General features: G+C 72.8%; 21 protein-coding genes. 6 read left to right on the plus strand and 15 right to left on the minus strand.

All coding sequences use genetic code 11. The features are described from left to right. Positions 1–37: 37 nt before the first annotated feature. The 5 genes from OG381_RS48725 to OG381_RS48745 form a co-directional block, all read right to left on the minus strand. Entirely contained in the window at positions 38–1300 is a 1263-nt protein-coding gene (locus tag OG381_RS48725) for a ketosynthase chain-length factor (RefSeq protein ID WP_327722850.1), read from the minus strand. Then, positions 1297–2556, minus strand: a complete 1260-nt coding sequence (locus OG381_RS48730) for a beta-ketoacyl-[acyl-carrier-protein] synthase family protein (RefSeq protein WP_327722989.1) — start codon at positions 2554–2556, stop codon at positions 1297–1299. Before OG381_RS48730 ends, OG381_RS48725 begins: the two co-directional genes overlap by 4 nt. Then, entirely contained in the window at positions 2553–2876 is a 324-nt protein-coding gene (locus tag OG381_RS48735; RefSeq protein ID WP_327722851.1) for a TcmI family type II polyketide cyclase, read from the minus strand. The genes OG381_RS48730 and OG381_RS48735 overlap by 4 nt, the downstream gene beginning before the upstream one ends. Positions 2877–3110: 234 nt before the next feature. Then, entirely contained in the window at positions 3111–3962 is an 852-nt protein-coding gene (locus tag OG381_RS48740; protein ID WP_327722852.1) for a hypothetical protein, read from the minus strand. A 175-nt stretch (positions 3963–4137) separates the two neighbouring features. After that, positions 4138–4893, minus strand: coding sequence for a response regulator transcription factor (locus tag OG381_RS48745; RefSeq protein WP_327722853.1), 756 nt, complete (start codon positions 4891–4893; stop codon positions 4138–4140). A gap of 282 nt (positions 4894–5175) precedes the next feature. Between OG381_RS48745 and OG381_RS48750 the strand changes: the two genes are divergently transcribed. The 6 genes from OG381_RS48750 to OG381_RS48775 all read left to right on the plus strand — a co-directional run bounded on the left by OG381_RS48750 (position 5176) and on the right by OG381_RS48775 (position 13416). Continuing rightward, the gene (locus OG381_RS48750; protein ID WP_327722854.1) at positions 5176–6606 is read left to right on the plus strand and encodes a hypothetical protein; all 1431 of its coding nucleotides are present in this window, start codon (positions 5176–5178) and stop codon (positions 6604–6606) included. 239 nt (positions 6607–6845) lie between these two features. Next, positions 6846–7631, plus strand: coding sequence for a response regulator transcription factor (locus OG381_RS48755; protein ID WP_327722855.1), 786 nt, complete (start codon positions 6846–6848; stop codon positions 7629–7631). Continuing rightward, complete coding sequence (locus tag OG381_RS48760; RefSeq protein ID WP_327722856.1) at positions 7628–8398, plus strand: sensor histidine kinase; 771 nt, start codon at positions 7628–7630, stop codon at positions 8396–8398. The genes OG381_RS48755 and OG381_RS48760 overlap by 4 nt, the downstream gene beginning before the upstream one ends. Before the next feature lie 133 nt (positions 8399–8531). Then, positions 8532–9197 (plus strand): response regulator transcription factor, encoded by a 666-nt coding sequence (locus tag OG381_RS48765; protein WP_327722857.1) that lies wholly within the window; start codon positions 8532–8534, stop codon positions 9195–9197. A gap of 263 nt (positions 9198–9460) precedes the next feature. Beyond that, entirely contained in the window at positions 9461–11824 is a 2364-nt protein-coding gene (locus OG381_RS48770; protein ID WP_327722858.1) for an ATP-binding protein, read from the plus strand. Then, positions 11824–13416: an AMP-binding protein gene (locus tag OG381_RS48775; protein ID WP_327722859.1), complete on the plus strand. Its 1593-nt coding sequence runs from the start codon at positions 11824–11826 to the stop codon at positions 13414–13416. The genes OG381_RS48770 and OG381_RS48775 overlap by 1 nt, the downstream gene beginning before the upstream one ends. 178 nt (positions 13417–13594) lie before the next feature. Here OG381_RS48775 and OG381_RS48780 read toward each other — a convergent pair whose 3' ends face one another. The 10 genes from OG381_RS48780 to OG381_RS48825 all read right to left on the minus strand — a co-directional run bounded on the left by OG381_RS48780 (position 13595) and on the right by OG381_RS48825 (position 23047). Beyond that, on the minus strand, positions 13595–14509 hold the full coding sequence (locus OG381_RS48780) for an RNA polymerase sigma-70 factor (protein ID WP_327722860.1): 915 nt from the start codon (positions 14507–14509) through the stop codon (positions 13595–13597). Positions 14510–14568: 59 nt separating this feature from the next. Beyond that, entirely contained in the window at positions 14569–15324 is a 756-nt protein-coding gene (locus OG381_RS48785; RefSeq protein WP_327722861.1) for a sigma factor-like helix-turn-helix DNA-binding protein, read from the minus strand. Positions 15325–15722: 398 nt separating this feature from the next. Then, on the minus strand, positions 15723–15989 hold the full coding sequence (locus tag OG381_RS48790) for a hypothetical protein (protein ID WP_327722862.1): 267 nt from the start codon (positions 15987–15989) through the stop codon (positions 15723–15725). A 556-nt stretch (positions 15990–16545) separates the two neighbouring features. Further along, positions 16546–17775, minus strand: coding sequence for a cytochrome P450 (locus tag OG381_RS48795; protein ID WP_327722863.1), 1230 nt, complete (start codon positions 17773–17775; stop codon positions 16546–16548). Positions 17776–17809: 34 nt separating this feature from the next. Next, the gene (locus tag OG381_RS48800; RefSeq protein ID WP_327722864.1) at positions 17810–18724 is read right to left on the minus strand and encodes an aromatic prenyltransferase; all 915 of its coding nucleotides are present in this window, start codon (positions 18722–18724) and stop codon (positions 17810–17812) included. Positions 18725–18753: 29 nt separating this feature from the next. Further along, positions 18754–19827: a polyprenyl synthetase family protein gene (locus tag OG381_RS48805; RefSeq protein WP_327722865.1), complete on the minus strand. Its 1074-nt coding sequence runs from the start codon at positions 19825–19827 to the stop codon at positions 18754–18756. A 186-nt stretch (positions 19828–20013) separates the two neighbouring features. Next, positions 20014–20478 carry a TetR/AcrR family transcriptional regulator gene (locus OG381_RS48810; RefSeq protein ID WP_327722866.1) on the minus strand — a complete coding sequence of 155 codons (465 nt, stop codon included), beginning with the start codon at positions 20476–20478 and terminating at the stop codon, positions 20014–20016. Positions 20479–20492: 14 nt separating this feature from the next. Next, the gene (locus OG381_RS48815; protein ID WP_327722867.1) at positions 20493–20966 is read right to left on the minus strand and encodes a TetR/AcrR family transcriptional regulator; all 474 of its coding nucleotides are present in this window, start codon (positions 20964–20966) and stop codon (positions 20493–20495) included. Between the two features lie 33 nt (positions 20967–20999). Next, positions 21000–21929, minus strand: a complete 930-nt coding sequence (locus tag OG381_RS48820; protein ID WP_327722868.1) for an aromatic prenyltransferase — start codon at positions 21927–21929, stop codon at positions 21000–21002. Between the two features lie 47 nt (positions 21930–21976). After that, positions 21977–23047 (minus strand): methyltransferase, encoded by a 1071-nt coding sequence (locus tag OG381_RS48825; protein ID WP_327722869.1) that lies wholly within the window; start codon positions 23045–23047, stop codon positions 21977–21979. Positions 23048–23052: the final 5 nt, after the last annotated feature.

The following is a 23052-nucleotide window of genomic DNA, read 5'->3' on the forward strand; positions in this document are numbered from 1 at the left end:
GTTGTCTGAGCCGTGTGTGTCGGGGCGCGGCCGGCGTTCACGAGGTGCTCCGGCGCACGACCATCGCGGAGTTGAAGCCGCCGTAGCCGCGGGCGAGGACCAGCGCGGTGTCCACCCGGGCCCGGCGCGCCTCGCCGGTGACCAGGTCCAGGCGGTAGGCCGGGTCGGGGGTGACGTGGGCGGTGGGCGGGATCACGCCGTCCCGGACGGACAGCAGGGCCGCGGCCACGTCCAGGGAGGCGGCGCCGGACAGCAGACGTCCGGTCATCGTCTTGGGCGCGGTCACCGGGACCCCTTCGGGGCCGAAAACCCGGGTCACCGCGTCCGCCTCGGCCCGGTCGAGCTCGGGGATCGCGGCGGCGTCCGCGAACACCACGTCGACGTCACCGGCATCGGCGTGGGCGTCCGCGAGTGCCTGGCGGATCGCCCGCTCCAGGCCCGGCTCGCGGCCGGTGCCGGGCGGCGGGTCGAAGGTGGCCGCGTATCCGGCGATCTCGCCGTACACGCGGGCCCCGCGCTCCCGGGCCGCCTCGGCGTCCTCGAGGATAAGCAGGGCGCCGCCCTCGCCCGGCACATGGCCGGCCGCCTCGATGTCGAAGGGCAGATAGGCGCGGCCGGGGTCGTCGCTGGTGGACAGGCGGCCGGCGGCGAGCTGCGCGACATGCCCCCACGGGCAGATCGAGCCGTCGACGCCACCGGAGACGATCAGCTTGCTGCCCTTGCGGATCATCCGCCGGCCCTGCGCGAGGGCATCGAGGCCCCCGGCCTGGTCGGAGACGACGACGCCGCTGGGGCCGCGCATGCCGTGCCGGATGGAGATCTGGCCGGTGTTGACGGCGTAGAACCAGGCGAAGGACTGGTACGCGCTGACGTACTGGCCGCCCTTGCTCCACAGCGCCTGCAGTTCGCGCTGGCCGAACTCGAAGCCGCCCGAGGAGCTGGCGGTGACCACGCCCATGTCGAAGGGCGCCCAGTCGCCGGGCGTGACGCCCGCGTCGGCGAGGGCCCAGTCGGCGGCGACCAGCGCGAGGCGGGTCATGTGGTCGGTCTGCGGCAGCAGCCGGCCCGGCAGATGGTCCTCGGCGACGAAGCCGGGGACCTCGCCGGCCAGGCGGGCCGGGTAGCCGGAGGCGTCGAAACGTCCGATCGGGCCGATGCCGCTGCGGCCCTCGACGGTGGCGCTCCAGAAGTCGTCGGTGCCCAGGCCGTTGGGGGCGGTGACGCCCAGTCCGGTGACGACGACGCGGGTGGTCGTGGCCGGGCCGGCGGTGGCCGTGCTCAGGGCCTCGGTCGTCTTCATGCCGCCCTCCGCAACACCATCGCGCTCTGGAACCCGCCGAATCCGCTGCCGACGCTCAGGACCGTGTCGGTGCGCTGTTCACGGGCGTGCACCGGCACGTAGTCCAGGTCGCAGTCGGGGTCGGGTTCGTGGAGGTTGGCCGTCGGCGGCACCACGTTGTTCTCGATCGCGAGGACCGAGGCGGCGATCTCCAGGGAGCCGATCGCGCCGAGCGAGTGCCCGACCATGGACTTGATGGAGCTGACCGGGGTTTCGTAGGCGTGCGCGCCCAGGCTGTGCTTGAACGCCGCGGTCTCGTGCCGGTCGTTCTGCTTGGTGCCCGAGCCGTGGGCGTTGATGTAGTCGACCTGCTCGGGGTTGATGCGCGCCTCGTCCATCGCGAGCCGGATCGCCTCGGCCATCTCCAGTCCGTCGGGCCGCAGCCCGGTCATGTGGAAGGCGTTGCAGCGGGTCGCGAAGCCGGCGATCTCGGCGTAGATGTACGCCCCGCGCCGCTCGGCCCGCTCGCGCTCCTCCAGGACGAACATGGCGGCGCCCTCGCCGAGGACGAAGCCGTTGCGGGTCCGGTCGAAGGGGCGGGAGGCGTGCTCGGGGTCGTCGTTGCGGGGGGTGGTCGCCTTGATGGCGTCGAAGCAGGCCACCGTGATGGGGGAGATGGGGGCGGCCGCGGCGCCGGCGAACATGACGTCGGCGCTGCCCTCGCGGATCAGTTCAGTGGCGTATCCCACCGAGTCCAGGCCCGAGGTGCAGCCCGTGGAGACGACGGCGGCGGGGCCCTCGGCGCCGACCTTCCAGGCCACTTCGCTGGCGAAGGAGCTCGGGACGAAGTAGTCGTACAGGTGCGGCACCGCGTAGCGGTGGTCGACCAGGTCGAGGCGGCCGCCGTCGGAGACGATGCGGTACTCGCGGTCCAGGGCCATGGTCGCGCCGACGCCGCTGCCCACGGTGACGCCCGTGCGGTGCGGGTCGAGGTCGCTCAGGGCCAGGCCGCTGTCGGTGAGGGCCTCGGCGGTGGTGACGACCGCGAACTGGGCGGCGCGGTCCATGCGCCGGACCTCCTGCGGGCTCAGGCCGTGCAGTTCGGGGTCGAAGTCGACCTCGGCGGCCACCCGTGAGCGGAACGGTGTCGCGTCGAAGGAGGTGATGGTGCGGGTGGCGGTGCGGCCGGTGCTGAGCAGGTTCCAGAAGTCCTTGGTCCCGACCCCGCCGGGGGCCACCACACCGATGCCGGTGATCACTACCTGGCGCGCCATCAGGAGGCCCAGTGGTAGAAGCGGGTGGCCATCGCGTCGGCCGGCGAGCGCCAGGTCGCCGGGTCGTAGGCCTCGATGTACGGCTTCAGGTCGTCGCTGACCTGCACGAACCGCGGGTGGGTCTTGGCCTGTTCGATGTTCTTGCCGCCCTGGTCGTCGTCGAAGTCCTGGAGGTGGAAGTACAGGCCGCGGTAGGCGAACAGCTCACGGCGCCGTGTGCCCATCAGGTGCGGCATCTCGGTGCCGTCGAACTCCTGGAAGATCCGGGCGACCTCACCGATGGACGCCGGGTCCATCCGCGCCACGATCAATGTGCTGTGCATGGGCTCTCTCCCTGGGGGAAATTCCGGATGCGTTTCCGAACAAGAACTCCGCGATCTCGTGGACTGCGCGGAAAGGGAATCGGGAGCGCACTGGGCGGGAATTTCTTGAATTCGCATCGCCGTGCGGACAGTTCACCGGATCCTCACTTACAGCTTCTTCGGTCCCCGACCGAATAACAACGCGTATCCGTGCAGATCCATGTCAGAAATTCTTCAAGGGACTGCGGCGGACCGTCAGATTCCGGCGTCGCTGCCGGCGGCGCGACGGCGCGCGAAGCACGCGTGGACGTCCGACTCCGCGTAGTACGTCCGCCCGGCCGTGGACCGCCTGCGCCAGCGCTGTTCGCTGGCCAGCCGGTAGACGGTGCCGGTCGGCGTGGACCACAGCCGGGCCACGTCCGAGGCGGTCAGCCAGCGCTCCTGCGCAGGGCCGTCGCCCGCCCGCCGCATGGCACGGCGCAGCTCGGTCCACAGTCGGCCCGGCCAGATGTGCGCCCCGTCGGCGTCGCACCGGATACCGGGGCCGGACTCCACGTCACGGCCCCGCAGTTCGGTGACCAGGCGGCCCGGACAGCCCGGCATCACACAGGGGCCCAGGCTCACCCGGCGCGGCGGTTCGCTGTGCGCCACCCGGTCCGCGGCCCGGACCAGGCGGGCGACCTCGCGGGTGGCGTCGGCGACGGCGGGGTGGGCGGCGAGCCAGGCGGCGTGCCGCACCAGGAGGGCGGCGAGGGCGGTGACCGTGCGCTGCGGGGTCGGTGCGCCGCGCTCGGCGACGACGAGGCCGCTCCACGAGCTGAGGGTGGCGGTGATGTCCGCCCGCACATCGGCGGCCGCGGCGTTGAACGGCAGCCCCGAGGGCACCGGCCCGCCGCTGGTGCGCTCCTGTCCCTCACCGGTGGCGCGGCCGCCCAGGACCTCCTCCAGTTCGGCGTGCAGGGCGGGCAGCCGACGCAGCCGCGCCACGAACAGGTGCAGACACTCCCGGCACAGGCGCAGCCGCGGCGCCGCGGGCTCGGTCTCCTGGACGGCCTTTTTGCGGCAGTCGTCGCCCTCGCAGCGGATGCGCGGTGTGGTGGACGTCATTTCTGGTCGGTTCATTGGGTTCATTCGAATCCCCCGTGGACGGTGGACGAGACATGTCACCTTTGCTGCCCTGCACCCGGAAAGGCGTACGTCAGGGACGTACGCCTTCGGGCACAGGCGATGAACGCGTGAATGGGAAGTGCCGAATGCGAAAAAGTGCGAGGAACGCCGGCGTTCAGGCCCGGCCGATCCGGAAACCCACCCCGTGGACGGTGATGATCCAGTCCCGGGAGCCGAGCTTGGTGCGCAGGCTGCTCACATGCGTGTCGACGGTGCGCCGGGACCAGGAGTCGGCCCACACCTCGCGCAGCAGCTGCTCGCGGGTGACGACCGTCTCGGGCCGTGCGGCCAGCAGGTACAGCAGGTCGAACTCCTTGCGGGTCACCGCGATGGTGCGGCCGCCGAGGCGGACCTCGCGCAGCGCCGCGTCGATGCGCAGCGCCCCGATCGACAGCACCCGGCGTTCGATGCGGGGCTGCACGCGGCGCATCACGGCCTCGATACGGGCCAGGAGTTCTCTGAGCCCGCAGGGTTTGACCAGGTAGTCGTCAGCGCCGGCCTGGAGGCCGAGCACGACGTCGAGTTCACTGCCGCGGTCGCTGAGCACGACGACCGCGGTGCGGCCGGCCGCGGTCAGCTGACGGCACACCTGAAGGCCGTCGACGTCGGGCAGGTCGGGATCGAGGAGCACGATGTCGACGTCGGCCTCGCCGTAGGTCTCGAGCGCGGCATAGCCGTTGCGGGCACGCTCCACGTGGTGCCCGTGCCGGCGCAGTGCCTCCGCCAGCGGTGCCGCGTCCTCGGCGCGGGCGTCGACGATCAGGACACGCCAAGCCGTGTGCGCCGCCGGAGCGGCGCGGGCCTCTGCTTCGAACACCTCGCGGCGCGGTGGTGCCTGTGGGTTCAGCAGGTCGGCTGACGCCTGACGCATGACTCACCTCCACATCAGCCGGAATCGGAGCCTCGTACGGTTTCAGCCACCGTAAGCAACGTCGTGCCAGCTGCCGGTCAGCTCAACCACAGGAGAGGCTCAACGGCAGGCATGGGGTTGGCCAGCCCTGCGGCGGGGCCACGGCGTGCGGGCTTGCAGAAGGTTGACGTAGCGGTGCGGTGCAGCTGACACAGCCGTGCGGTCGGGCTGTCATGGCACCGCCGATGCTGACACCAGTACCGGTGTGATCACCGGCCACGACCACGACGACGGGGTGGAGCCATGGACGCGAGCACGCCGGCGGTACGCCGGCCGACCCGGAACGGCGCCCCGGACGCGCCGCGGCACTTCGCCGTGTGGGCGCCGGCCGCCACGCATCCGCGCACTCCCCCGCTGTTCCCGGTGGAACGGCTGCTGCACGCCGTCGACGGCCGGGACAACGGCCGCGCCTGGGTGCCCGGTTCGGTGCGCACGGTCCGTATCGGCCGCGATGTCACGGGCAGCGCCATGTCCTGGTCGACGTACCTGGGCGAGCTGCGCGACGCCGGGCGCTCCCCGCGCGGCATCGTCGTCGATCTGCCCGCCGCCACCACCAGCGTCGAGCGCGCCGCCGACCTGGTCCTGCCGCTGCTGCGCGCCCTGTGCACCTCGACCGGCCCCGACCCGCTGCACCTCGCGTTCCTCGTCACCGGCCGGGCCCGCCCCGAACTGGCCGCCGCGTTCGGTGCGGTGGCGCAGATCGCCGGTGTCGAGGACGGGCGGCTGAACGCGGTGTCGGTACGGGTGGAGACGCCGCCCGGCTGGGCCCGGGACCCCTTCCATGTCGCCCGCGCCGAACTCGCCCTGCCCCGGCCGGGGTTGGCGGAGGTCCGCTACACGGACACCGGGCGCGAGGTCCGGGTCCTGCGGGCCCGCCCGGCACCCGGCGGCCCGGCCGCACCGGTGGGGCCGCGGCGGGGCGGGCGCTATCTGGTCGGGGGCGGCGGCGACGGTGGGGGTGAGCGGCTGGCGGTGCGCCTGGTGCGGGAACTGGACGCCCGGGTCGTGCTGTTCGGCGGCGGGGACGGTCCCGGACAGGGCGACGGTGCCCTCGCGGGCGTACGGGGAGACAGCGGACGGGACGTAGCCGGGGCGCGCACACCCGGGCGCCCGAGCCCCTGCACGGACAGGGGCGGGCGCGGCGACGGGGCGCTCGTACGGGTGCCCGGGCAGCCGGGTCCGTACGGGAACGGCGCCCGCGCCGGGCGGGGTGGCGGGGTTCTCGTACGGGCGCCGGGGCGGCCGGGGCGGTACGCGGACGTCCGCGGGGCCGTGCATGCCGCGCTGCGGGAATTCGGCGGGCTGGACGGGGTGGTGCACTGTCCCGGCGGGGGCGAGGCGCGGCTGCTGGGCGGGCTGTCCGCCGGGGCGGCCCGGGAGACGGTCGCCGACGCCGTCAGCGGCGCCACCCACCTCGACCGGGCCACCGCGGGGCTGCCGCTGGAGTTCTTCGCGCTCGCCGTCGACACCGACCCCTATCAGGCCCTCGCGGGCGCCTCGGTGCCCGCCGCGATCGCCCGCGCGTTCGGCTCGGTCGCCGCCGCCCGCGCCCGGCTCGCCGCCACCGGCGCCCGCCACGGAGCCTCGTTCGCCGTCTGCCGGCCCGGGGACCTCGCCCACCTGCTCGGCCGCGGCCGCGACGCGTGGTCGGGACCCGCTCCGCGGGCCGCCTGACCGGCCGCTGCGACGCCGATCTTCCCAGTGGCATGACAAGGTGCCGGACCGGGCCGCACGTCCCCTGGCAACAGGCCCGCTCCCGCCGTCCGCCATGACAGGGCTCAGCCACGAAACTTCCGGTCACGCGCACGGTTTCGCCCCACCGTGTGGCGGAATGTTGACGTCCGTCGCGCCCGCTCAGCAACCTCAAGGACTCCGGTCATGCGTACGAATTCCTTGAGAGGAGCGTGAGCGCAATGGACGTACTGGTTGTCGAGGACGATGACGGAATGGCCGAGGCACTTCAACAGATGCTGCATCTGCACGGCCACGACACCCGCCGCAGCGACACCGGTACCGACGCCCTGGCGAGCCTGCCGGGCACCAAACTCGTCCTGCTCGACCTGAGCCTGCCCGACCTGGCCGGACACGAGGTGTGCCGGCGGATCCGGGAGAACTCCTGTGTGCCCATCGTCGTCCTCAGCGGCAGCGACCACGAACTGGACCGGGTGACGGCCCTGTACGCCGGGGCCGACGACTTCGTGCCCAAGCCCTTCAGCCGGCATGAACTGCTCGCCCGTATCGAGGCGGTGCTGCGCCGCAGTACCTGCTGCTGCGGACGGCCCCAGGAGGACGCGGCCGCCGACCTGGCGCCGCTCCCCGTACCGGTGCCGCGTCCGCGCCGTACCCCGCCGGAGCCGGCAGGGGAGCCGGCCGTGGCCCCGGACCAGCTGCGCGCGGGACCGCTGTGGCTCGACACGCGCACCCGCCGGGTGTTCCTCGACGACAACGAGGTCCGGGTCACCCGCAAGGAGTTCGACCTGCTCGCCATGCTGCTGGAGGAGCCGGGCACGGTCATGCAGCGCGAGGACATCATGGCCCGGGTGTGGGACGAGAACTGGTTCGGCTCAACCCGCACCCTCGACGTCCATGTCGGGTCCCTGCGCGGGAAACTCGGCAGCACGCGGTGGATCGAGACGGTACGGGGGGTGGGGTACCGGCTGACGGTGCCGGCGGCCATCGGCTCCGGGGCCGAACGATGAACGCCGGCGGCTACGGTGCGACCGTCCTGCCGCACGACACGACCGGCCGTCCGGACGACGCGGGGGTGCGTCCGTACGGCGTGGAGGCGCTTGCACAGGACTCGGCTGAGGTGGCCGGTGGCCCGTACGGTCTCGCGGCGGCCGCCGCGCATCAGCTGCGCGGGCCGTTGTCGTCGATCCGGCTGCGGTTGCAGATGCTGGGCGAGCGCCGGCCCGATGTCGCCGAACTCCCGGGTGTGCTGGGCGAGGTGGACCGGCTGGCCGCGCTGCTGAACCAGATCCTCGACTGGGGCGCCGCGGGGCAGGGGCCGCCGCCCGAGCCCGTCGAGGTGCTCGACGTCGCCGCCGCCCGGGCGGACGCCTGGGGTGTGCTCGCCGACGCGCGGGACGTCCGTATCGACCTCACCGGGACCGCCGCGACGGCCCTGCAGACGCACGGCGCGCTGGAACACGCCCTGGACGTCCTGCTCGACAACGCGGTGCGGGCGGCCCCGCCCGGCACCACCGTCACCTGCTCCGTACGCGTCGCCGGGCAGCACGTCCACGTCAGCGTCACGGACGAGGGCCCCGGCATGACGGACGCCGAACTCGCCCACGTGGGGCACCCCTTCCGGCGCGGGACGTCCGGAGCCACGCGTGAGGGCAGCGGGCTCGGACTGGCGATCGCCGCGTCCCTGCTGCGGGCCTCCGGCGGCCTCCTCGGCCTGGGCCGTGCCGTGTCGGGGGGCCTGACCGCCACGGCGGTCCTGCCGTTGGCACCCGACTGAGGCCGCGCTGATCCGCCGAGGGCGGCGAGATGCGCCGACGCACACATGCGGCGCAGCCCCAACTCAGCCTTGGCAAAAGGTAGTTGCCCCCCACGCGCGCCGACCCACGGCGCCCTGCCCCTGGAGCCCGGACATGGCCATCGAGGTACTCCTCGCCCACCCTCACCCCTCCGTACGGGTCGCGCTCGCCGGGCTGCTCGGCGGGGAGTCCGACATCGAGGTCGTGGGTGAGTGCGGCGACGGCAGGCGGGCGCAGGACCTTGCCGGGCGGCTGCTGCCCGACGTCCTTGTGACGGGGCTTCGGTTACCGGGGCTGGACGGTGTGGAGCTCACGCGCCGGCTCGTCGGGCGGGCCGGACCGCACGGGGTCCGTGTCGTCGTCCTCGCCGACGTCGCCGCCGGCTCCCTCGCCTTCGAGGCGCTCGGGGCGGGTGCCCGCGGACTGCTGTGCCAGGACACCGACACCGGCGAACTGCCGCGCGCGCTGCGGCTGGTCAGCGAGGGCGGGGCGCTGGTCTCCCCGCGGCTGACCCGCCCCCTGATCGACGCGTGTCTGCGCGGTCCCGGCCTCCCCGACGTGCCCGCCCTGGACCACCTCACCGCACGCGAACGCGAGGTGCTGTCCCTGGTCGGCACCGGGCTCTCCACCCAGGAGATCGCCGACCGGCTCGTCGTCGCCGAGGTCACGGCCAAGACCCATGTCCGCCGCACCATGGTCAAACTGGGCGCCCGCACCCGCACCCAGCTCGTCGCCATCGCCTACGAGAGCGGCATGCTCCGCCCCCGCGTCCGGTCGTAGGGCCCACCGGTCCGACGGGTCAGGCCCGCCCAAGCCCACGCCCGCTCGGCGCCCAGGCACGACCGGCCTGTTTCCGGCATCCCCGCGCGACGTCGTCTCAGCCCCGTCTTGAGTCGTGTTCAAGCGCGTCCAGCGATTCTCGAAGCACGGCTCGGCGGGACGGGGCACGGGAAGGGGCCCCGGGGAACCGGGCGCGCACACCGCGGGATGTCCTGAATCCGGCGCTGCGCTACGCGGCGCCGGGCGGCTGTACGGGGGAACGTATGTCAACGGATCTGTGGACGTACCGACCGGCGGCCGAGATGGTGGGCCGGGAGTTCGATCTGATCGGCGTCCAGGGCAGGCTCGAGGACCCTTCCGTAAGGCTGATCACCCTGACCGGACCCGGCGGAGTGGGCAAGAGCCGGCTGGCGGCCGAGGCCGCTGCCGGGGTCGCGGAGCTGTTCCCGGGCGGGATCCACAGCGTCGATCTGCCGGCCTGTCTGGACCTGGAGTCGGTGCTCGAGAACATCGACAAGACCGTACGGGACATCACGGAACGCACGTTGCTGCTGCTCGACGGCGTCGAGCACATCGCGGGCGGGCTCGCGGTGCCGCTCGCCCGGCATCTCGCCGGCACACCCCTGCTCACCGTCCTCGCCACCGGTCAGGAGATCCTGCGGACCTCCGGCGAGTGCGTCCTGCCGGTGCCCCCGCTGCCGCCCCCGGGAGAGCTCCTGGAAGCCGATGTCGCCGACGTCCAGGACAATCCGGCCGTCCAGCTCCTCGTCCGCTGCGGCCGGCAGGCCAACCCCGCCTTCGCGCTCACGCCCGAGAACGTCGGCGCCGTCGTCGGCATCTGCAACCTGCTCGAGGGCGTCCCGCTGGTCCTGGAGCTCGCCGCACGCCGACTGCGCCTGTACCCGCCGCAGGAACTGCTCGGCTGGCTGCGGCGGGGCGGCGACAGTCATCTGCCGGGGCCTGTCGACGTACCGGAGCGGCAGCGTTCCACCCTCGCGATCGCCGAGTGGAGCTGCCGCGGCCTGAGCGCGCCGCAGCGGTCGCTGCTGGCCCGACTCGCCCTGTTCCAGGGGGGTGTCACCCTCCCCACCGCCGAGAAGGTGTCGCCACTGGGGGCGGCGGAGACCACCGTCGCGCTGGAGACCATGCTCGACCGCGGACTGCTCACCCTCGAGGAACAGCCGCGCGCCGACAGCCGCCTGACGATGCCGCGCACCGTCCGCGCCTACGGTCTCGCCCTGCTGGAGGAGGCGGGCCCGGAGCGGGCCCTGGCCGCCCGGCAGGCGCACGCCCACCACTACCGGCGCCTGCTGCCCGCTCTGGAGGGCCGCTTCCAGGGCTCGGAGCAGCAGCGCTGGCTGCGGGTCGCGGTCGCCGAGCACGACAACGTGCTCGCCGCACTGCGCCACCTCGAGGACGAGGACGGCACCGGCACCGGCACGTCCGAAGGACACGAGAAGGGGAGGGAGGAAGGAGGCGGGGGCCGCGTGCGTCCCGAACGGGCGGCGGCGCTGCTGGCAAGGGCGGGACTGGTCACCGCCTGTCTGCAACCCTGGCTCGTCCGCGGCGAGTTGAGGGAGGGGCTGCGCTGGTTCGACGCCACCGGGCAGGCCCTGAAGGGTGCCGAGTGGGGCGAACGGGCCGAGGACGAGGAGTGGCTGCGCACCCGCGCCCGCCTGTACTGCGGCGCGGGCGTACTCGCCGCGGCCCTCGGCGACCACGACGGGGCGGCGCACCGCCACCGCCGGGCCGTCGCCCTGTACAAGCGGCTGCGTGATCCGCAGGCCGCCGCCCTGCCCTCCGCCCGCCTGGGACACGCGCTGTTCCGGTGCGGCGAGCGGCCCGAGGGCCGGGCCCTGCTGTCCGCGTCCCTCACCGCCCTCGACGCCCACGGCGACACCGCCGGATCCGCCGAGGCGGCCGCCGCGCTCGCCGAGGTGCTGCTCGCGTCCGGCGAGACGCAGCAGGCGGGTGCCCTGCTGGAACGGGTCGCCCGTGTCCAGCGGCAGAACGGCGCCGTCCGCGATCTGGCCCGCACCCTCCACCTCGGCGCCCGGCTGTCCCTGTGCGAGGGGGACGACGACAGCGCCCGGGTGGCGTTGCGGGAGAGCATCGGCCTGTACGAGTCGATCGGCGAGCGCACCGAACTGCCCGCCGTCCTGGAGATGTTCGCCCTGCTGATCCTTCAGCGGGCGGGCCGGCCCCAGCCCGCCGCCCGGCTGCTCGCGGCGGCCGGAGCGCTGCGGTCCCGTACCGGGGCGGGCGTGGAGCGGGAGCGTGCGGACCGGCTGCGGGCCGCCGTCGACGAGCTGCGCCGCCGGCTGGGCGGGGCGGTGTTCGCCACCGCGTGGGCCGAGGGGCTGCGGCTGCGTCCGGAGGCGATGGCCGCCGAGGCGCTCGGCACGGCCGAGCCGGGCCGGGCCGAGGACGGCGGGGAGAGTGTCGCGCTCACGCCGCGCCAGTTGCAGGTGGCGCTGCTGGTGGCCGACGGCATGACGAACCGGCAGATCGCACAGCACCTGGACATCGCCGAGTGGACGGTGGTCAACCATGTCCGCAACGTGATGCGGAAACTGAGCTGCACCTCCCGGGTCCAGGTCGCCTGGGCCGTGGGCAGGAGCCGGTGATGGCGGACTGCGGGCAGGAGACCATGACGGCGACACTCGGCGGGTCGCCGGGCGCGCTGCCCGACGGCGACGGACCGCTCGCGGACCTCCTCGGGTACCTGGAGCCGCCCGCCGAGGTCGCGCGGGCCTTCGTCGAGCGGGGCTGGTGGCGCACCGAGACCGTGCTGCACGACGTGCACCGCGGTGCGGCACGCCATCCGCACCGCACCGCGATCGTCTCCCACCAGGCGCACCGTCCCGCCCCGAGCCGCGTGACACGCATCTCCTACGGTCAACTCGCCGCCTGCACCGCCCGTTTCGCGCACGCCCTGGACGCGCTCGGGGTGCGCCCCGGCGACCCGGTCGCCTTCCAGCTGCCGAACCGCTGGGAGACGGTGGCGCTGCTGCTGGCCTGTCTGCGCACCGGCGCGGTGGCGGTGCCGGTGATGACCGGGTACGGGATCCGGGATCTGGAGGCGGTGCTCGCCGCGGCCGAGCCGCGGCTGTGCGTCGTGACGGATCTGTGGGAGGGCGCCGCGCCGGCCCGGGTCCTCGCCGACCTCGCGCCCGGGCTGCCGTGGCTGCGTCACCGGGCCGTGCTCGGGGACGCCGTGGACGCGGGCGCGATCGATTTCGTACGACACTTCGTGCACACCCCGCACGAGCGGTACCGGTCCGCAGGGTGGCTGCGGCTGCCGTCGCGGCCCGCGGACCGGGTCGCTCTCGCGGTCACCTCGCTCGGTCTGCGGGCCGCGCACAGCATGGCGCTGCACACGCCCAACTCACTGCACGCGGGCCTGCCTTCGGTGACGGGAGCGGCCGAGGCCGCGTTCTCCGCGGTGCCGCTGGCGTCGTTGCCGTCGCTGCTGCACGCGGTGATCGGTCCGCTCACGTGCGGGGGGACGGTCGTACTGCAGGACGTGTGGGATGCGGAGACCGCGCTCGGGCTGATGGCCGCGGCGGAGGTGAGCCGGGTGTACGCGACGCCCGCGCAGTGGGAGGAGCTCGTCGCCGCGCGGGAACACCGGCCGCGGGAGGGGTCTGAGCTGCACGGCGCGTTCACCTCCGACGAGGCCGGCGCCTCCACCGCGCTCGGCCGGCGGGTCCACGCCGCGCTGGGGGTGCCGCTGCGGGCGCTGCCGCGGCCTGCCTCCGACGCCGGGCGGCCCTCGCCCCGCGGGCCCGCCTCGCCGCTCGCGGTGTGGCGGCGCGGCAGCGGAGTCGGCCTGACCTGGCAGGAGGACGGCGAGGTGGTGGACCTGGACGAGGCGGGGCATCCGCGGCTGCGCACCGAGGAGGTGGGCGGAGTGTTCCTCGTGCCGGTCACCGAGATCGAGGCGCTGCTACTGGGGCATCCCCGGGTGGCCGAGGCCGCGGTCGTCGCCCGCGCCGACCCTCGCCACGGCGAACTGGCCTGCGCCGTCGTGGTCCCCGACGGCACCCCGCCCACCCTCCTGGACCTGCGCACCCATCTGTCCGCCCAGGGCGTCCCACCCGCGCACCTGCCCGCCGAACTCATCCTCCTGGGCGGCCTGCCCCGCACCGACACCGGCGAACTGCGCCGCCGCCACCTCCAGGACACGCTCGCCCACCGACCGGCTCGGGCGGCGTGAGGGGGGCGCGCGACGTAGCCGGCCGGGCCCGGCGGCGCGGTGACCGGGCCGGCCCCGGGCCGGAACCGACACGGCGGTGCAGGCCGGTTCGGCGCATGTGCAGGTGCCTGCCCAGGCCCGGTGGGGTGGGTCTCGGCCGTGGTGGCCGGGGTGGGTGGCGGGTGGTCCGGTGGGGTGGTCAGTTCGTTGTGCGGCGGGCCTCTCGGTTGATCGCCCAGGCGTCGGCCACCGGGCCCAGGTGGCCGAGCTTGTCGGGGTTGGTGACCGAGCGGATGGTCCGGATGCGGCCGTCGACGATGTCCAGCGTCCAGGTGTTGAGGACCTTGTTGTCCCGGTCGCGCAGGATCGCACCGGGCTGGCCGTTGAGCTCGCGGGCCTCCACGACGCCGTCCACCCGGGCGAGCGTGGTGACCAGGGAGGCGAGCAGCCGTGCCACGTGGTCGTCGCCGACGACGGTCCTGGCCAGCTGCGGGCCCTTGCCACCGCCGTCCCCGACCAGCTCCACGTCGGCGGCGAGCAGTTTGCGCAGACTGTCGACGTCGCCTTCCTTCAGGGCGTCGAAGAACCGCCCGGCGAGCGCCTCGCACTCCTTGCGGTCGGCCTCGAACCGGGGCCGGCCCTCGTCCATGTGCCGACGCGCCCGCACCGCCAACTGGCGGCACGCCGCCTCCGAACGCCCCACCGCGTCCGCGATCTCCGGGAAGCCGAACGCGAACACCTCCCGCAGCACGAACACCGCCCGCTCCAGCGGAGAGAGCCGTTCCAGCAGCAACAGGGCCGCCATGGACAGCGATTCGGCGAGCTCCGCGGAGCGTGCCGGGTCCTCGTAGGAGTCGGTGAGCAGGGGTTCGGGCAGCCAGGTCCCGGCGTAGGTCTCGCGCCGGACGCGGGCCGAGCGCAGCACGTCCATCGAGATCCGGGTCACCGTGGTCGACAGGTAGGCCTTCGCCGACCTGGGCACGGTCGAGGAGGCGTCCCAGCGCAGCCAGGTGTCCTGAACGGCGTCCTCGGCCTCGCTCACGCTGCCCAGGATGCGGTAGGCGATCGCGAACAGCAGCGGACGCAGTTCCTCGAACTCCTCGGTCCGTGTCACGCGGGCTCCTCCTTTTCTACGGTCCTACGGTCCCGTCCGGCCTGGCGGCTCTTGTCGGGTCAGGTCGGCGCGGGGGTGTCCGCGGTGGACGGGTCCGAGTCCCTCACCCAGCGGATGGTCTGGATCCGCCCGTCGAGGATGTCGAGGGCGAGGGCGCTGAGGACCGTGCCGTTGCGGTCGCGGAAGACGGCGCCGGGACGGTGGTCCACCTGCCGCGGCTCCAGGGTGACGCCGACCTTGACCAGTGCCGGGACGATCGTGGCGAGGACCCGGGCGACGTGTTCCGCGCCGGCGATGCGCCGCGGCCAGGCCGGGGCCGTCCCGCCGGCGGCGCTCGCCCTCGACACGGCGGCGGACAGCTGGTGGCACGCCGCTTCCGAGCAGCCCACGGCGGACGCGATCTGGGCGGGGCCGCATCCGAAGACCTCCCGCAGCACGAACACGGCGCGCTCCAGCGGGTTCAGCCGTTCCAGCAGCGACAGGGCGACCGTCGGCGGCGCTTCGGCCGGCTCCGGCGGCCGCGGGGGGTCCTGGCGGGAGCGGTGGTGGGGGTTGGCGCCCGGTGAGGGTTCGGGCAGCCACGGCCCGGGGTGGCGGTCCCGCCGCGGGCGGGGCCGGCGCAGGGCGTCGAGGCAGATCCGGGTGATCGTGGCGGTGAGGAACTCGCGGTCCGAGGCGGGCTGTTGGGGGGTGGCCTCGTAGTACAGCCAGGCCTGGTGCACCGCGTCCTCGGCCCGGCCCGCGCTGCCCAGCATCCGGTGGGCGATCGAGAACAACAGGGGCCGCGCCTCCTCGAACGCTTCGATCCGGCTCATGCGGGCCCCTCCTTGGATCCGAGCGGGCGTCAGGCCGCCGACGCCATCGCGCATCTCACGGTCGGCGGCGGGGTCGGCTTCCTGAGAATGCTCCGCGACGACCGCGCCGGCCCCGCTGTCAGCCGGGGCACCTGTGCGGTGGGGCCTTCGCGTGCGGCCGTGCCCGGATCGAGCCGGCGGGAGTACGTCGCAGCGGAGGGCTGGGGCCGCGGGACGGACGTCCGCCGACATGCCCGCCCGCCTCCGGGGGGAGGGAGGCGGGCGGGTCGGCGTGCAACTCCACCTTAGGGGCGGCGCGAGTTCATGTCCCGTGCGCGCTACGGGGGTTCGAGCACGGCTGCCGCGGAGGTCGAGGGTCCGGCGCGGCACCGGGGCCACGCGCCGCTCGCCTCGCATCGTCAGTGACGGTCCTGGCCGGCGTAGACCGCGAGGAAGGCGGCGAGCCCGCGCACCGCGCCGCCGCTCGGGCCGAGCGCGGTGAACGGGACGCTGTGTCCGAGTCCGGCCGACAGCGTGCTGTGTGCCCGCAGCGCGGCGGCCACCAGACGGTCGCCGCCCGGCGGGCACCGGCCGTGGTCCGGTCCGGCGCCCGCCATGGAGCGGGCCTCGGCCCAGGCCTGAGAGGTGAGGTCGACGGTCCGTGCAGGTGTCGTCGGAGTCGGCATGACGGCCCTCCTCGGCTGGTCGGGGGGGTACGGAGTCGGCTGGTCGGGCGCGGAATCGCCTTCACCGGGGCACGCGAGCGGACGCCCTGGGCGCGTGAGCGAGCGGCCGGGAGTCGGATGCGGACGACCGGGGTACGAAAGCGGCTGGTCGGGTGGGCGAGCGGTCGGGCGGGGTGTACGAGCGACCGACCAGCCGGCCTGAGGCGGCAGCGGCTGGTCAAGAAGAGTGTGCGGATGGGGAGTCAGCGCAGTTGGGGGGATCGGGAAGTCAGAAGCGGACGGCCGGGGCACGAAAGCGGCTGGTCGGGTGGGCGAGCGGTCAGGCGGGGTGTGCGAGCGGCCGACCCGCCGTGGCTGGGGGTGGCAGCGGCTGGTCAAGAAGAGCGTGCGGATGGGGAGTCAGCGCAGTTGGGGGGATCGGGAAGTCAGAAGCGGACGACCGGGGTACGAAAGCGGCTGGTCGGGTGGGCGAGCGGTCAGGCGGGGTGTACGAGCGGCCGACCCGCCGTGGCTGGGGGTGGCAGCGGCTGGTCGGGAAGAGCGTGCGGGTGGGGAGTCAGCGCGGTTGCGGGGTCATCAGGAGTCGCTGGGGGTGCAGGGTGGTGTGGGCGGCCGGGCGGATCCTGGTGCCCGGTGGGAGGGTCAGCTGCCATTCGCGGGTCACCGCGCCGAGCAGGGTCTCGAGTTCCTTCCAGGCGAACGGCTCCCCGACGCATCCTCGGGCCCCGGCGCCGAAGGGGATGTACGAGGCGTCCTGGGCGGTCGGGCTCGCGGTGAGCCAGCGGTCCGGGTCGAAGCGGTGCGGGTCCGGGTAGCGGTCGGGGTCCCGGTGCAGCAGGTAGGAGCTGAACATCACGTGCGTGCCCGCGGGGAACGTGCGGTCGCCGAGGGTGATGTCCGAGAGGGCCTTGCGGCAGGTGATCCACACGGGCGGGTAGAGCCGCAGCACCTCGGCCAGGAACCGCAGGGTGTAGCCGGGCGGACCGTGGCCGTGGCCGGAGGGGGCGCCCGGGCATCCGCCCGCCGTGCGCGCCAGGTCCTTGAGGACGTACTCCTCGATCTGGGGGTGCTCCGCGAGCACGTACAGGGCCCAGGACATCACCGATGCCGTGGTGACGGTGGCCGCGATCAGCATCATGACGGCCTCGTCGCAGATCTCGTCCGCGCTCAGCGCGGGGGTGCCGGTCCGCTCGGCGTCCGACAGGAGTGCCGAGAGGTAGCCCGCCGTGGCGTCGGGACGGTCGGCGAGGCACACGGCGAGCTGGGACCGGAAACCGGTGAAGGCCCTCGCCAGCCGCCGGGCGGGCCCCCGTTGCAGGGCCGCGCGTCCGTGCAGCGGCTTTCCGATCATCTCCCGGGCCAGGACGGTGAGCTGTTCGACGAGCACGCTCTCCGTGTCGCCCGGCAGACCGTCGAAGAGGGTGCTCACCGCGATGCCGCTCGCCGCCCGGCACATCGCCGCCTGGACGTCGACGGGCTGTCCGGGACGCCATGCGGCCACCGCGTCCCGGGCCGTCTTCTCCATGCCGGGGGCGTGGTCGGCGGCCGCCGCCGTGCGCAGATACGGATGCGCCAGTCGCCGGTAGTGCCGGTGCAGGGCGTCGTCGTCCGCGAGCAGCCCCGCCTTGCTGAGGATCCTGGCCTTCTGGAAGAGCTCGCCCTTGCCGTAGTGCTTGCCGTCCTTGACGAGGACGCGGCGGACCAGCTCCGGATCCGTGACGAACTCGGCGGCCACGCCGTCCACCGACACGGTGCGGACCGGGCCGCCCTTCAGCAGTCGCTGCATCCGGCCGAACCGGAACTCCACGGGCCCACGCGCGCTACGCGACGTCGGCGGCATGATCGATGGACGGCATCAGGTCCAGTCGGCTGCGCGTGCGGAACCGGTAGTACGACTGGAGCTTGTAGTACTCCTCGCCCGACGACGTCATGGCCGCGTACACCATCTTGGGATCGTCACGGCCGTAGGCGACGTTCTTCACGAAGTGCTCGATCTTCGGGCCGAGCCGGGCGGGCAGCGACAGCGGGTCCTGGGTCTTCACGCTGAAGGCGATGCGTTCGATCCGCGGGGAGTCCCAGCTCAGCGTGGCGTAGAAGCCGAAGGACTTCTCGCAGAACCTGAGCATCTGCTCGCTCGGGTCGGGCATGCCCATGGCGCGGTGCATCGCCAGGACCTCGGACGGCCGGCGCAGTTCGTCGGGGAATCCGGTGAAGTACAGGTTGACGGTGCCGCCGCGGTAGTCGATCGCGACGACGTCCACCTTCTCGGCGAGGCCGCGGTCGGCGAAGAAGGCGAAGTTCTCGGTGAGGCTGGGCGGCATCGACGGCAGGTCGCGGAGCTTGGCGAGGCTCTGGGAGCTGCCGCCGGGGAAGTACACCCAGATCTTCCGGAAGCCGCCGACGATCCCGAAGTCGATGCCGTAACTGTCGATGGGGCAGTGCCGCTGGATGTCGGCGAGCAGGGACTCCGCGGGCCGGCCGGTCTCGGTGATGAAGCCGTGGGCGCGGGCGCGGAGGTAGGGGTCGATGCTCCGGGGGAGGGTGAAGCGGCAGTCGAACTCCCCTTCGTGGTGGGAGTTGGTCGCCACCCGGAAGGCGATGATGGCCTCCGGAAGCGCGTCCTCGTACGCCGCGAGGACGGGCCAGACCTTCTCGCGCGAGCAGGACACGTCGATGAGCGCCGCCGATTCCTCGACGCCGGCGAAGAGATCCGCCGGCTGCGCGGTTCCCGACATTCTTCCTCCAGGTGTCGTGCTCGGGCGGGTCACTTGTTCCGGTAGGCCACGCGCAGGGCCATGTTCGTCAGCTCGCTGCGCCACACCGGGTCGACGGGCGCGTCGGCGATGGCCGCGCAGCCCTTGTCGACGAGGCCGGCGATGTGCCGTTCGACGTCCTCGGGGACGCCGGTGTCCAGCAGCCGGCCGCGTACCTCGTCGGGGGTGTGGCCGGGCTCGGTGATGAGGCCGTGGATGTGGGCGTCGCGCTGCATGGCCCAGCCGAGGAGCAGGGTCATCTTGTGCTGGCTGAAGTCGAGTCCGGCCGTCTTGCCGGTCTGGGCGGAGTCGCCGAACGCGTCGAGCAGGTCGTCGCGGAGCTGGAACGCCTCACCGACCGCCTCGCCGTACTCGGCGAGGGCGGGTGCGAGGTCGGCGCGGCCGGCCGCGCTCGCGCCGACGACCAAGGGGCGGTGGATGGTGTAGCGGCCGGACTTGATCAGGGCGATCAGCCGGGAGAGCGCGGGGTCGACGGAGAACTCGGCGGCCGCGGCGACGTCCATGTACTGGCCGATCATCACTTCGGAACGCAGGTGGTGCCATTCGGGGCGGGCCGCGGCCGGAGCCTGGGACATCAGCTCGTCGGAGTAGACCAGGGCCAGGTCACCGACGAGGAGGGCGACGCCCTCACCGAACCGGCGCGACTCGCCCTGCCAGCCGCGGCTGCGGTGCAGCGTGGCGTGCAGGAGGTGGACGGCGGGCTTGCCGCGCCGGGTGCGGGAGTCGTCCAGGACGTCGTCGTGGACCAGGGCGGAGATGTGCAGCATCTCCAGGGCCGCGGCGGCCGCCACGATCCCGGGGTCCTCGGGGTCGCCGCCGGCGGCGAGGTAGCCGGCGAGGCAGAACGCCGGGCGGACGAGTTTGCCGCCCGCCTCGACCAGGTCGGACAGTGCGTCGATGGCGACCACCGCCCGCTCGTTCACCTCGGCGTAGCGGGCGCGTTCGGCCGCGAGGAAGGAACTGAGCCGCTCCTGGACCCGCTGGAGCAGCTCCTCGACGGTGCGCCGCGCCACGGCGGCCGATTCCTGGCCCTGGGCGGTCCGGGGGATCACTTCAGTGGTCACGACACATCTCCTTGTGCGGGTGCGGTGCTCGAGCACGTGAGGCGGGGTCAGGAGGACTCGGCAACGGGTGGGAACGGGGGAGCACCGCCCGCGGAGGGCCCGGGGGCGGTGCGGGTGACGCGGTTCAGGGCGTGTCACCGGTGGGCGGTGGTACGGGGCCGAGCGGCAGGGCGGGGCTGGACCGGGTCAGCCCAGGTAGCGCTGGATCGTCGGCTTGAGCAGCTGGATCAGTTCCTCGGCCGGTACCGACGCGATCGGCTCCAGCTTGACGACGTAGCGCATCAGGACGGCGCCCCAGACCTGCCCGGCGGCCGCGTTGATGTTGACCGCCGGCACGCCGAAGGTCTCGGCCGCCTGGTAGATGTCCATCCCCTCGACGCCGATGGACTTGCCGGCCTGCGCGAAGAGCTGGTTGGCGAGGAAGTGGCGCATCTGCTCCGCGCCTTCCTCGCCGTTGACCGCGGCCTGGAGGATCCCGAGCAGTTTCGGCCGTACCTCGGGGTTCTCCCACAGCGCGAAGGCCCCGCGGAGCAGGCCCTCGGCCAGGTGTTCGCGCGACCCGGCGAGCGCGGCCGCGCCGGCCTCGCCGAGTGCGCCGCCCAGCGTGTCCCAGGCGACGCCGCGTTCCTTGGCCTCGATGGCTTCGGACATGTCCCCTCCTCAGATCACTGTGCTGCGCCCAGGTAGCGGTGGAGCGTCGGGTTGATGAGCTTGATCAGGTCGTCGACCGGTATGGACGCGATCGGCTCCAGCTTGATGACGTAGCGCATCAGGACGGCGCCCCAGACCTGCCCGGCGGCCGCGCCGAAGTTGACCGGCGGCACACCGAGGAACTCGGCCATCTGGTAGATGTCCAGGTCGGTGGCGCCGATGGACTTGCCGGCCTGCGCGAAGAGCTGCTCGGCGATGAAGCGGCGCATCTGCTCCGCGCCTTCCTCGCTGTTGACCGCGTCCTGGAGGATCCCGAGCAGCTTCGGGCGTACCTCCGGGTCCTCCCACAGCGCGAAGGCGGCGCGCAGGGCGCTCTCGGTGAGCTGCTCGCGCGGCCCTTCGAGGGCGGCCGCGCCGGCCTCGCCGATCACCTCGCCCAGTGTGTCGACGGCGGCACTGCGCTCGTCGATCTCAACGGTTTCGGACATGACTCCTCCTGGCGTTCCTCAAGATCCCTGATGTCACTGCTCGGCGCGCCAGGCGGCTACGAGCTGTTCGAACGTGGCGGCCAGCGGCAGGTTGTTCCAGAACGAGGCGGGCCGGCGGAAGTACACGGCGAGCTTGTGGTACTCCTCCTTGCGCGAGATCGTCTCGCCGTAGACGAGGACGCGCGCACCGTCGTACTCGTAGGGGGCGTTCTTCGCGAATTCCGAGATCTCCGGGAACAGCGTCGTCGGGTACGACTCGGGATTCGGGCTCACCACCGAGAAGCAGATCCGGTCGATGTCCGGGGAGTCCCAGCTGAAGGTGGGGTAGATCGAGAAGGAGTTCTGGACGAACTCCAGCAGCTCCGGGGTGCTCGGTTCGGGCAGTCCGGTGTCGCCGAGCACCGAAAGAACGGTCTTCTCGTCGAGGCCCCCGGCCATGAAGTAGATGTTCACGGTCTTCTTGGTGTAGTCGATCCCCACGATCGACACACGCTTTTCCAGACCGATGTCCGCGAAGGTGCGGGCGTGCTCGGCCAGGCTGCTCGGCATGGACGGGAGTGAGGCGAGGACCGAAAGGTCGCCCAGGTCGTCCAGGGGGAAGAAGATGTACGTCTTCTTGAAGCCGCCGACGACTCCGCACTCGATGCCGTAGAAGGTGACAGCGGAGCTCTCGAGGATCTCCGGGATCAGGTTGGCGACGGGGTGGTCGGTCTTCTCGATCCAGCCCTCCCGCACGGCTATGTCGTACGGGTCGCCCGCCTCGAGGGGCACGGTGAAGTTGTAGTCGATGTCGCCCCGGTGACGCTCGCCGCCGGCCATGGCGAGGACGACCAGGGACTCTTCCGAGACCCCGTCGCCGAACGCGTCCAGGACCGAGCGGACCTTGTCCCGGGGGACGTCGATGTCCAGCAGGCCGGACGCTTCCTCGATCGCGGAATACACGGCTTCCGCTTTTTCTGACACGGACATTGATCCTCCAGGCTTGAGCCTTTGTTTTCGTTCAAGGAATGTCAGGCGACCTTCGTCGCGGACAGGACGGCTTCTGCGGTGAGGGCGTGCGGGGGCAGGTTCTCCCAGTCGTCCATGACCGCCTTGGTGACCTTGAGCCCGGATTCCTCGAGCCAGCTCTGCCAGGTCGAGAGCTTCTGCGGACCGCCCTTGCCCATCGTGCAGCCGACGAAGAAGCTGGAGTAGAAGTCGACCGTGTAGTTGTCGGGGTCCTTGATGTCCTCGGGGAACACCGGCACCAGCACGTGCACCTGCGCGCCGATCTGCAGCGACTTGCTGACGCGGTCGAGGATCCGCAGGACGTCGCTCTTGTCGAACATGGGCAGGAAGTGCTTGATCAGGACGACGTCGAAGCCCTCGGGAACACCGTCGAAGACGTCTCCGCCGATGAACGAGCAGACGTCTTCCACCCCTTGGGCCCGGAAGTTCGCCAGGCATTCCGCTTCCTTGTCGGGAAGGTCGAAGGTGGTGACCCGCAGTCCGGGCGAGCCTTTCAGTTTGAGGGTGTCGACGGCGCCGAGCCCGGTGTTCCCGGCGAGGTCGAGCACGTTGGACCCGGCCGGGATGTCGATGTTCTCGAAGAACCACGGGTCGACGTGGGCGGTGACGGTGTCCATCAACCTGGCCCAGGGCTCGCGCAGTTCCGGCAGCTCGCCGAGGGCGCCGTAGAGGTCGCCGTCGTATCCGTACAGCTCCTTCAGGGCGACGACCTCGCCGGCGCGGACGGTCTCGGTCAGATAGAACAGCTGCCGCAGCGTGACCGCCTTGATCATGTACAGATCGGCGAGCGCCTGGTCGATCAGCTTCTCGGAGACGCCCGCGAGCCCGTCGAGCCGGTAGCCGCCGGAGGTCTCGTCCTGGGCGACGAAACCCTCCTTGACCATGAGCAGGAGCAGCTGTTCCACGGCGTCCGGCTTGGCGCCGGCCACCTCGCCCAGCTCGGCCGCCGTCAGGCCGGGCGTCTCCCGCAGCGCGTCGATGATGCCCAGCTCGAAGCAGGACACCAGCGTCATGAACCGCGACGGTCCCACCATGTACTCGCGGAATCGCGCCAGCGTCGCTTCCGGTGTCATTGCAA

Origin of the sequence: Streptomyces sp. NBC_00490 (assembly GCF_036013645.1) — a bacterium.
GTDB lineage: Bacteria > Actinomycetota > Actinomycetes > Streptomycetales > Streptomycetaceae > Streptomyces > Streptomyces canus_F.

Coding starts and splice junctions, on each gene's coding strand:
- OG381_RS48750 (WP_327722854.1), top strand. CDS start 5,176: ATGGACGCGAGCACGCCGGCGGTACGCCGGCCGACCCGGAACGGCGCC.
- OG381_RS48745 (WP_327722853.1), bottom strand. CDS start 4,893: ATGCGTCAGGCGTCAGCCGACCTGCTGAACCCACAGGCACCACCGCGC.
- OG381_RS48785 (WP_327722861.1), bottom strand. CDS start 15,324: ATGAGCCGGATCGAAGCGTTCGAGGAGGCGCGGCCCCTGTTGTTCTCG.
- OG381_RS48790 (WP_327722862.1), bottom strand. CDS start 15,989: ATGCCGACTCCGACGACACCTGCACGGACCGTCGACCTCACCTCTCAG.
- OG381_RS48795 (WP_327722863.1), bottom strand. CDS start 17,775: ATGCAGCGACTGCTGAAGGGCGGCCCGGTCCGCACCGTGTCGGTGGAC.
- OG381_RS48810 (WP_327722866.1), bottom strand. CDS start 20,478: ATGTCCGAAGCCATCGAGGCCAAGGAACGCGGCGTCGCCTGGGACACG.
- OG381_RS48760 (WP_327722856.1), top strand. CDS start 7,628: ATGAACGCCGGCGGCTACGGTGCGACCGTCCTGCCGCACGACACGACC.
- OG381_RS48735 (WP_327722851.1), bottom strand. CDS start 2,876: ATGCACAGCACATTGATCGTGGCGCGGATGGACCCGGCGTCCATCGGT.
- OG381_RS48815 (WP_327722867.1), bottom strand. CDS start 20,966: ATGTCCGAAACCGTTGAGATCGACGAGCGCAGTGCCGCCGTCGACACA.
- OG381_RS48755 (WP_327722855.1), top strand. CDS start 6,846: ATGGACGTACTGGTTGTCGAGGACGATGACGGAATGGCCGAGGCACTT.
- OG381_RS48775 (WP_327722859.1), top strand. CDS start 11,824: ATGGCGGACTGCGGGCAGGAGACCATGACGGCGACACTCGGCGGGTCG.
- OG381_RS48765 (WP_327722857.1), top strand. CDS start 8,532: ATGGCCATCGAGGTACTCCTCGCCCACCCTCACCCCTCCGTACGGGTC.
- OG381_RS48825 (WP_327722869.1), bottom strand. CDS start 23,047: ATGACACCGGAAGCGACGCTGGCGCGATTCCGCGAGTACATGGTGGGA.
- OG381_RS48725 (WP_327722850.1), bottom strand. CDS start 1,300: ATGAAGACGACCGAGGCCCTGAGCACGGCCACCGCCGGCCCGGCCACG.
- OG381_RS48740 (WP_327722852.1), bottom strand. CDS start 3,962: ATGACGTCCACCACACCGCGCATCCGCTGCGAGGGCGACGACTGCCGC.
- OG381_RS48800 (WP_327722864.1), bottom strand. CDS start 18,724: ATGTCGGGAACCGCGCAGCCGGCGGATCTCTTCGCCGGCGTCGAGGAA.
- OG381_RS48770 (WP_327722858.1), top strand. CDS start 9,461: ATGTCAACGGATCTGTGGACGTACCGACCGGCGGCCGAGATGGTGGGC.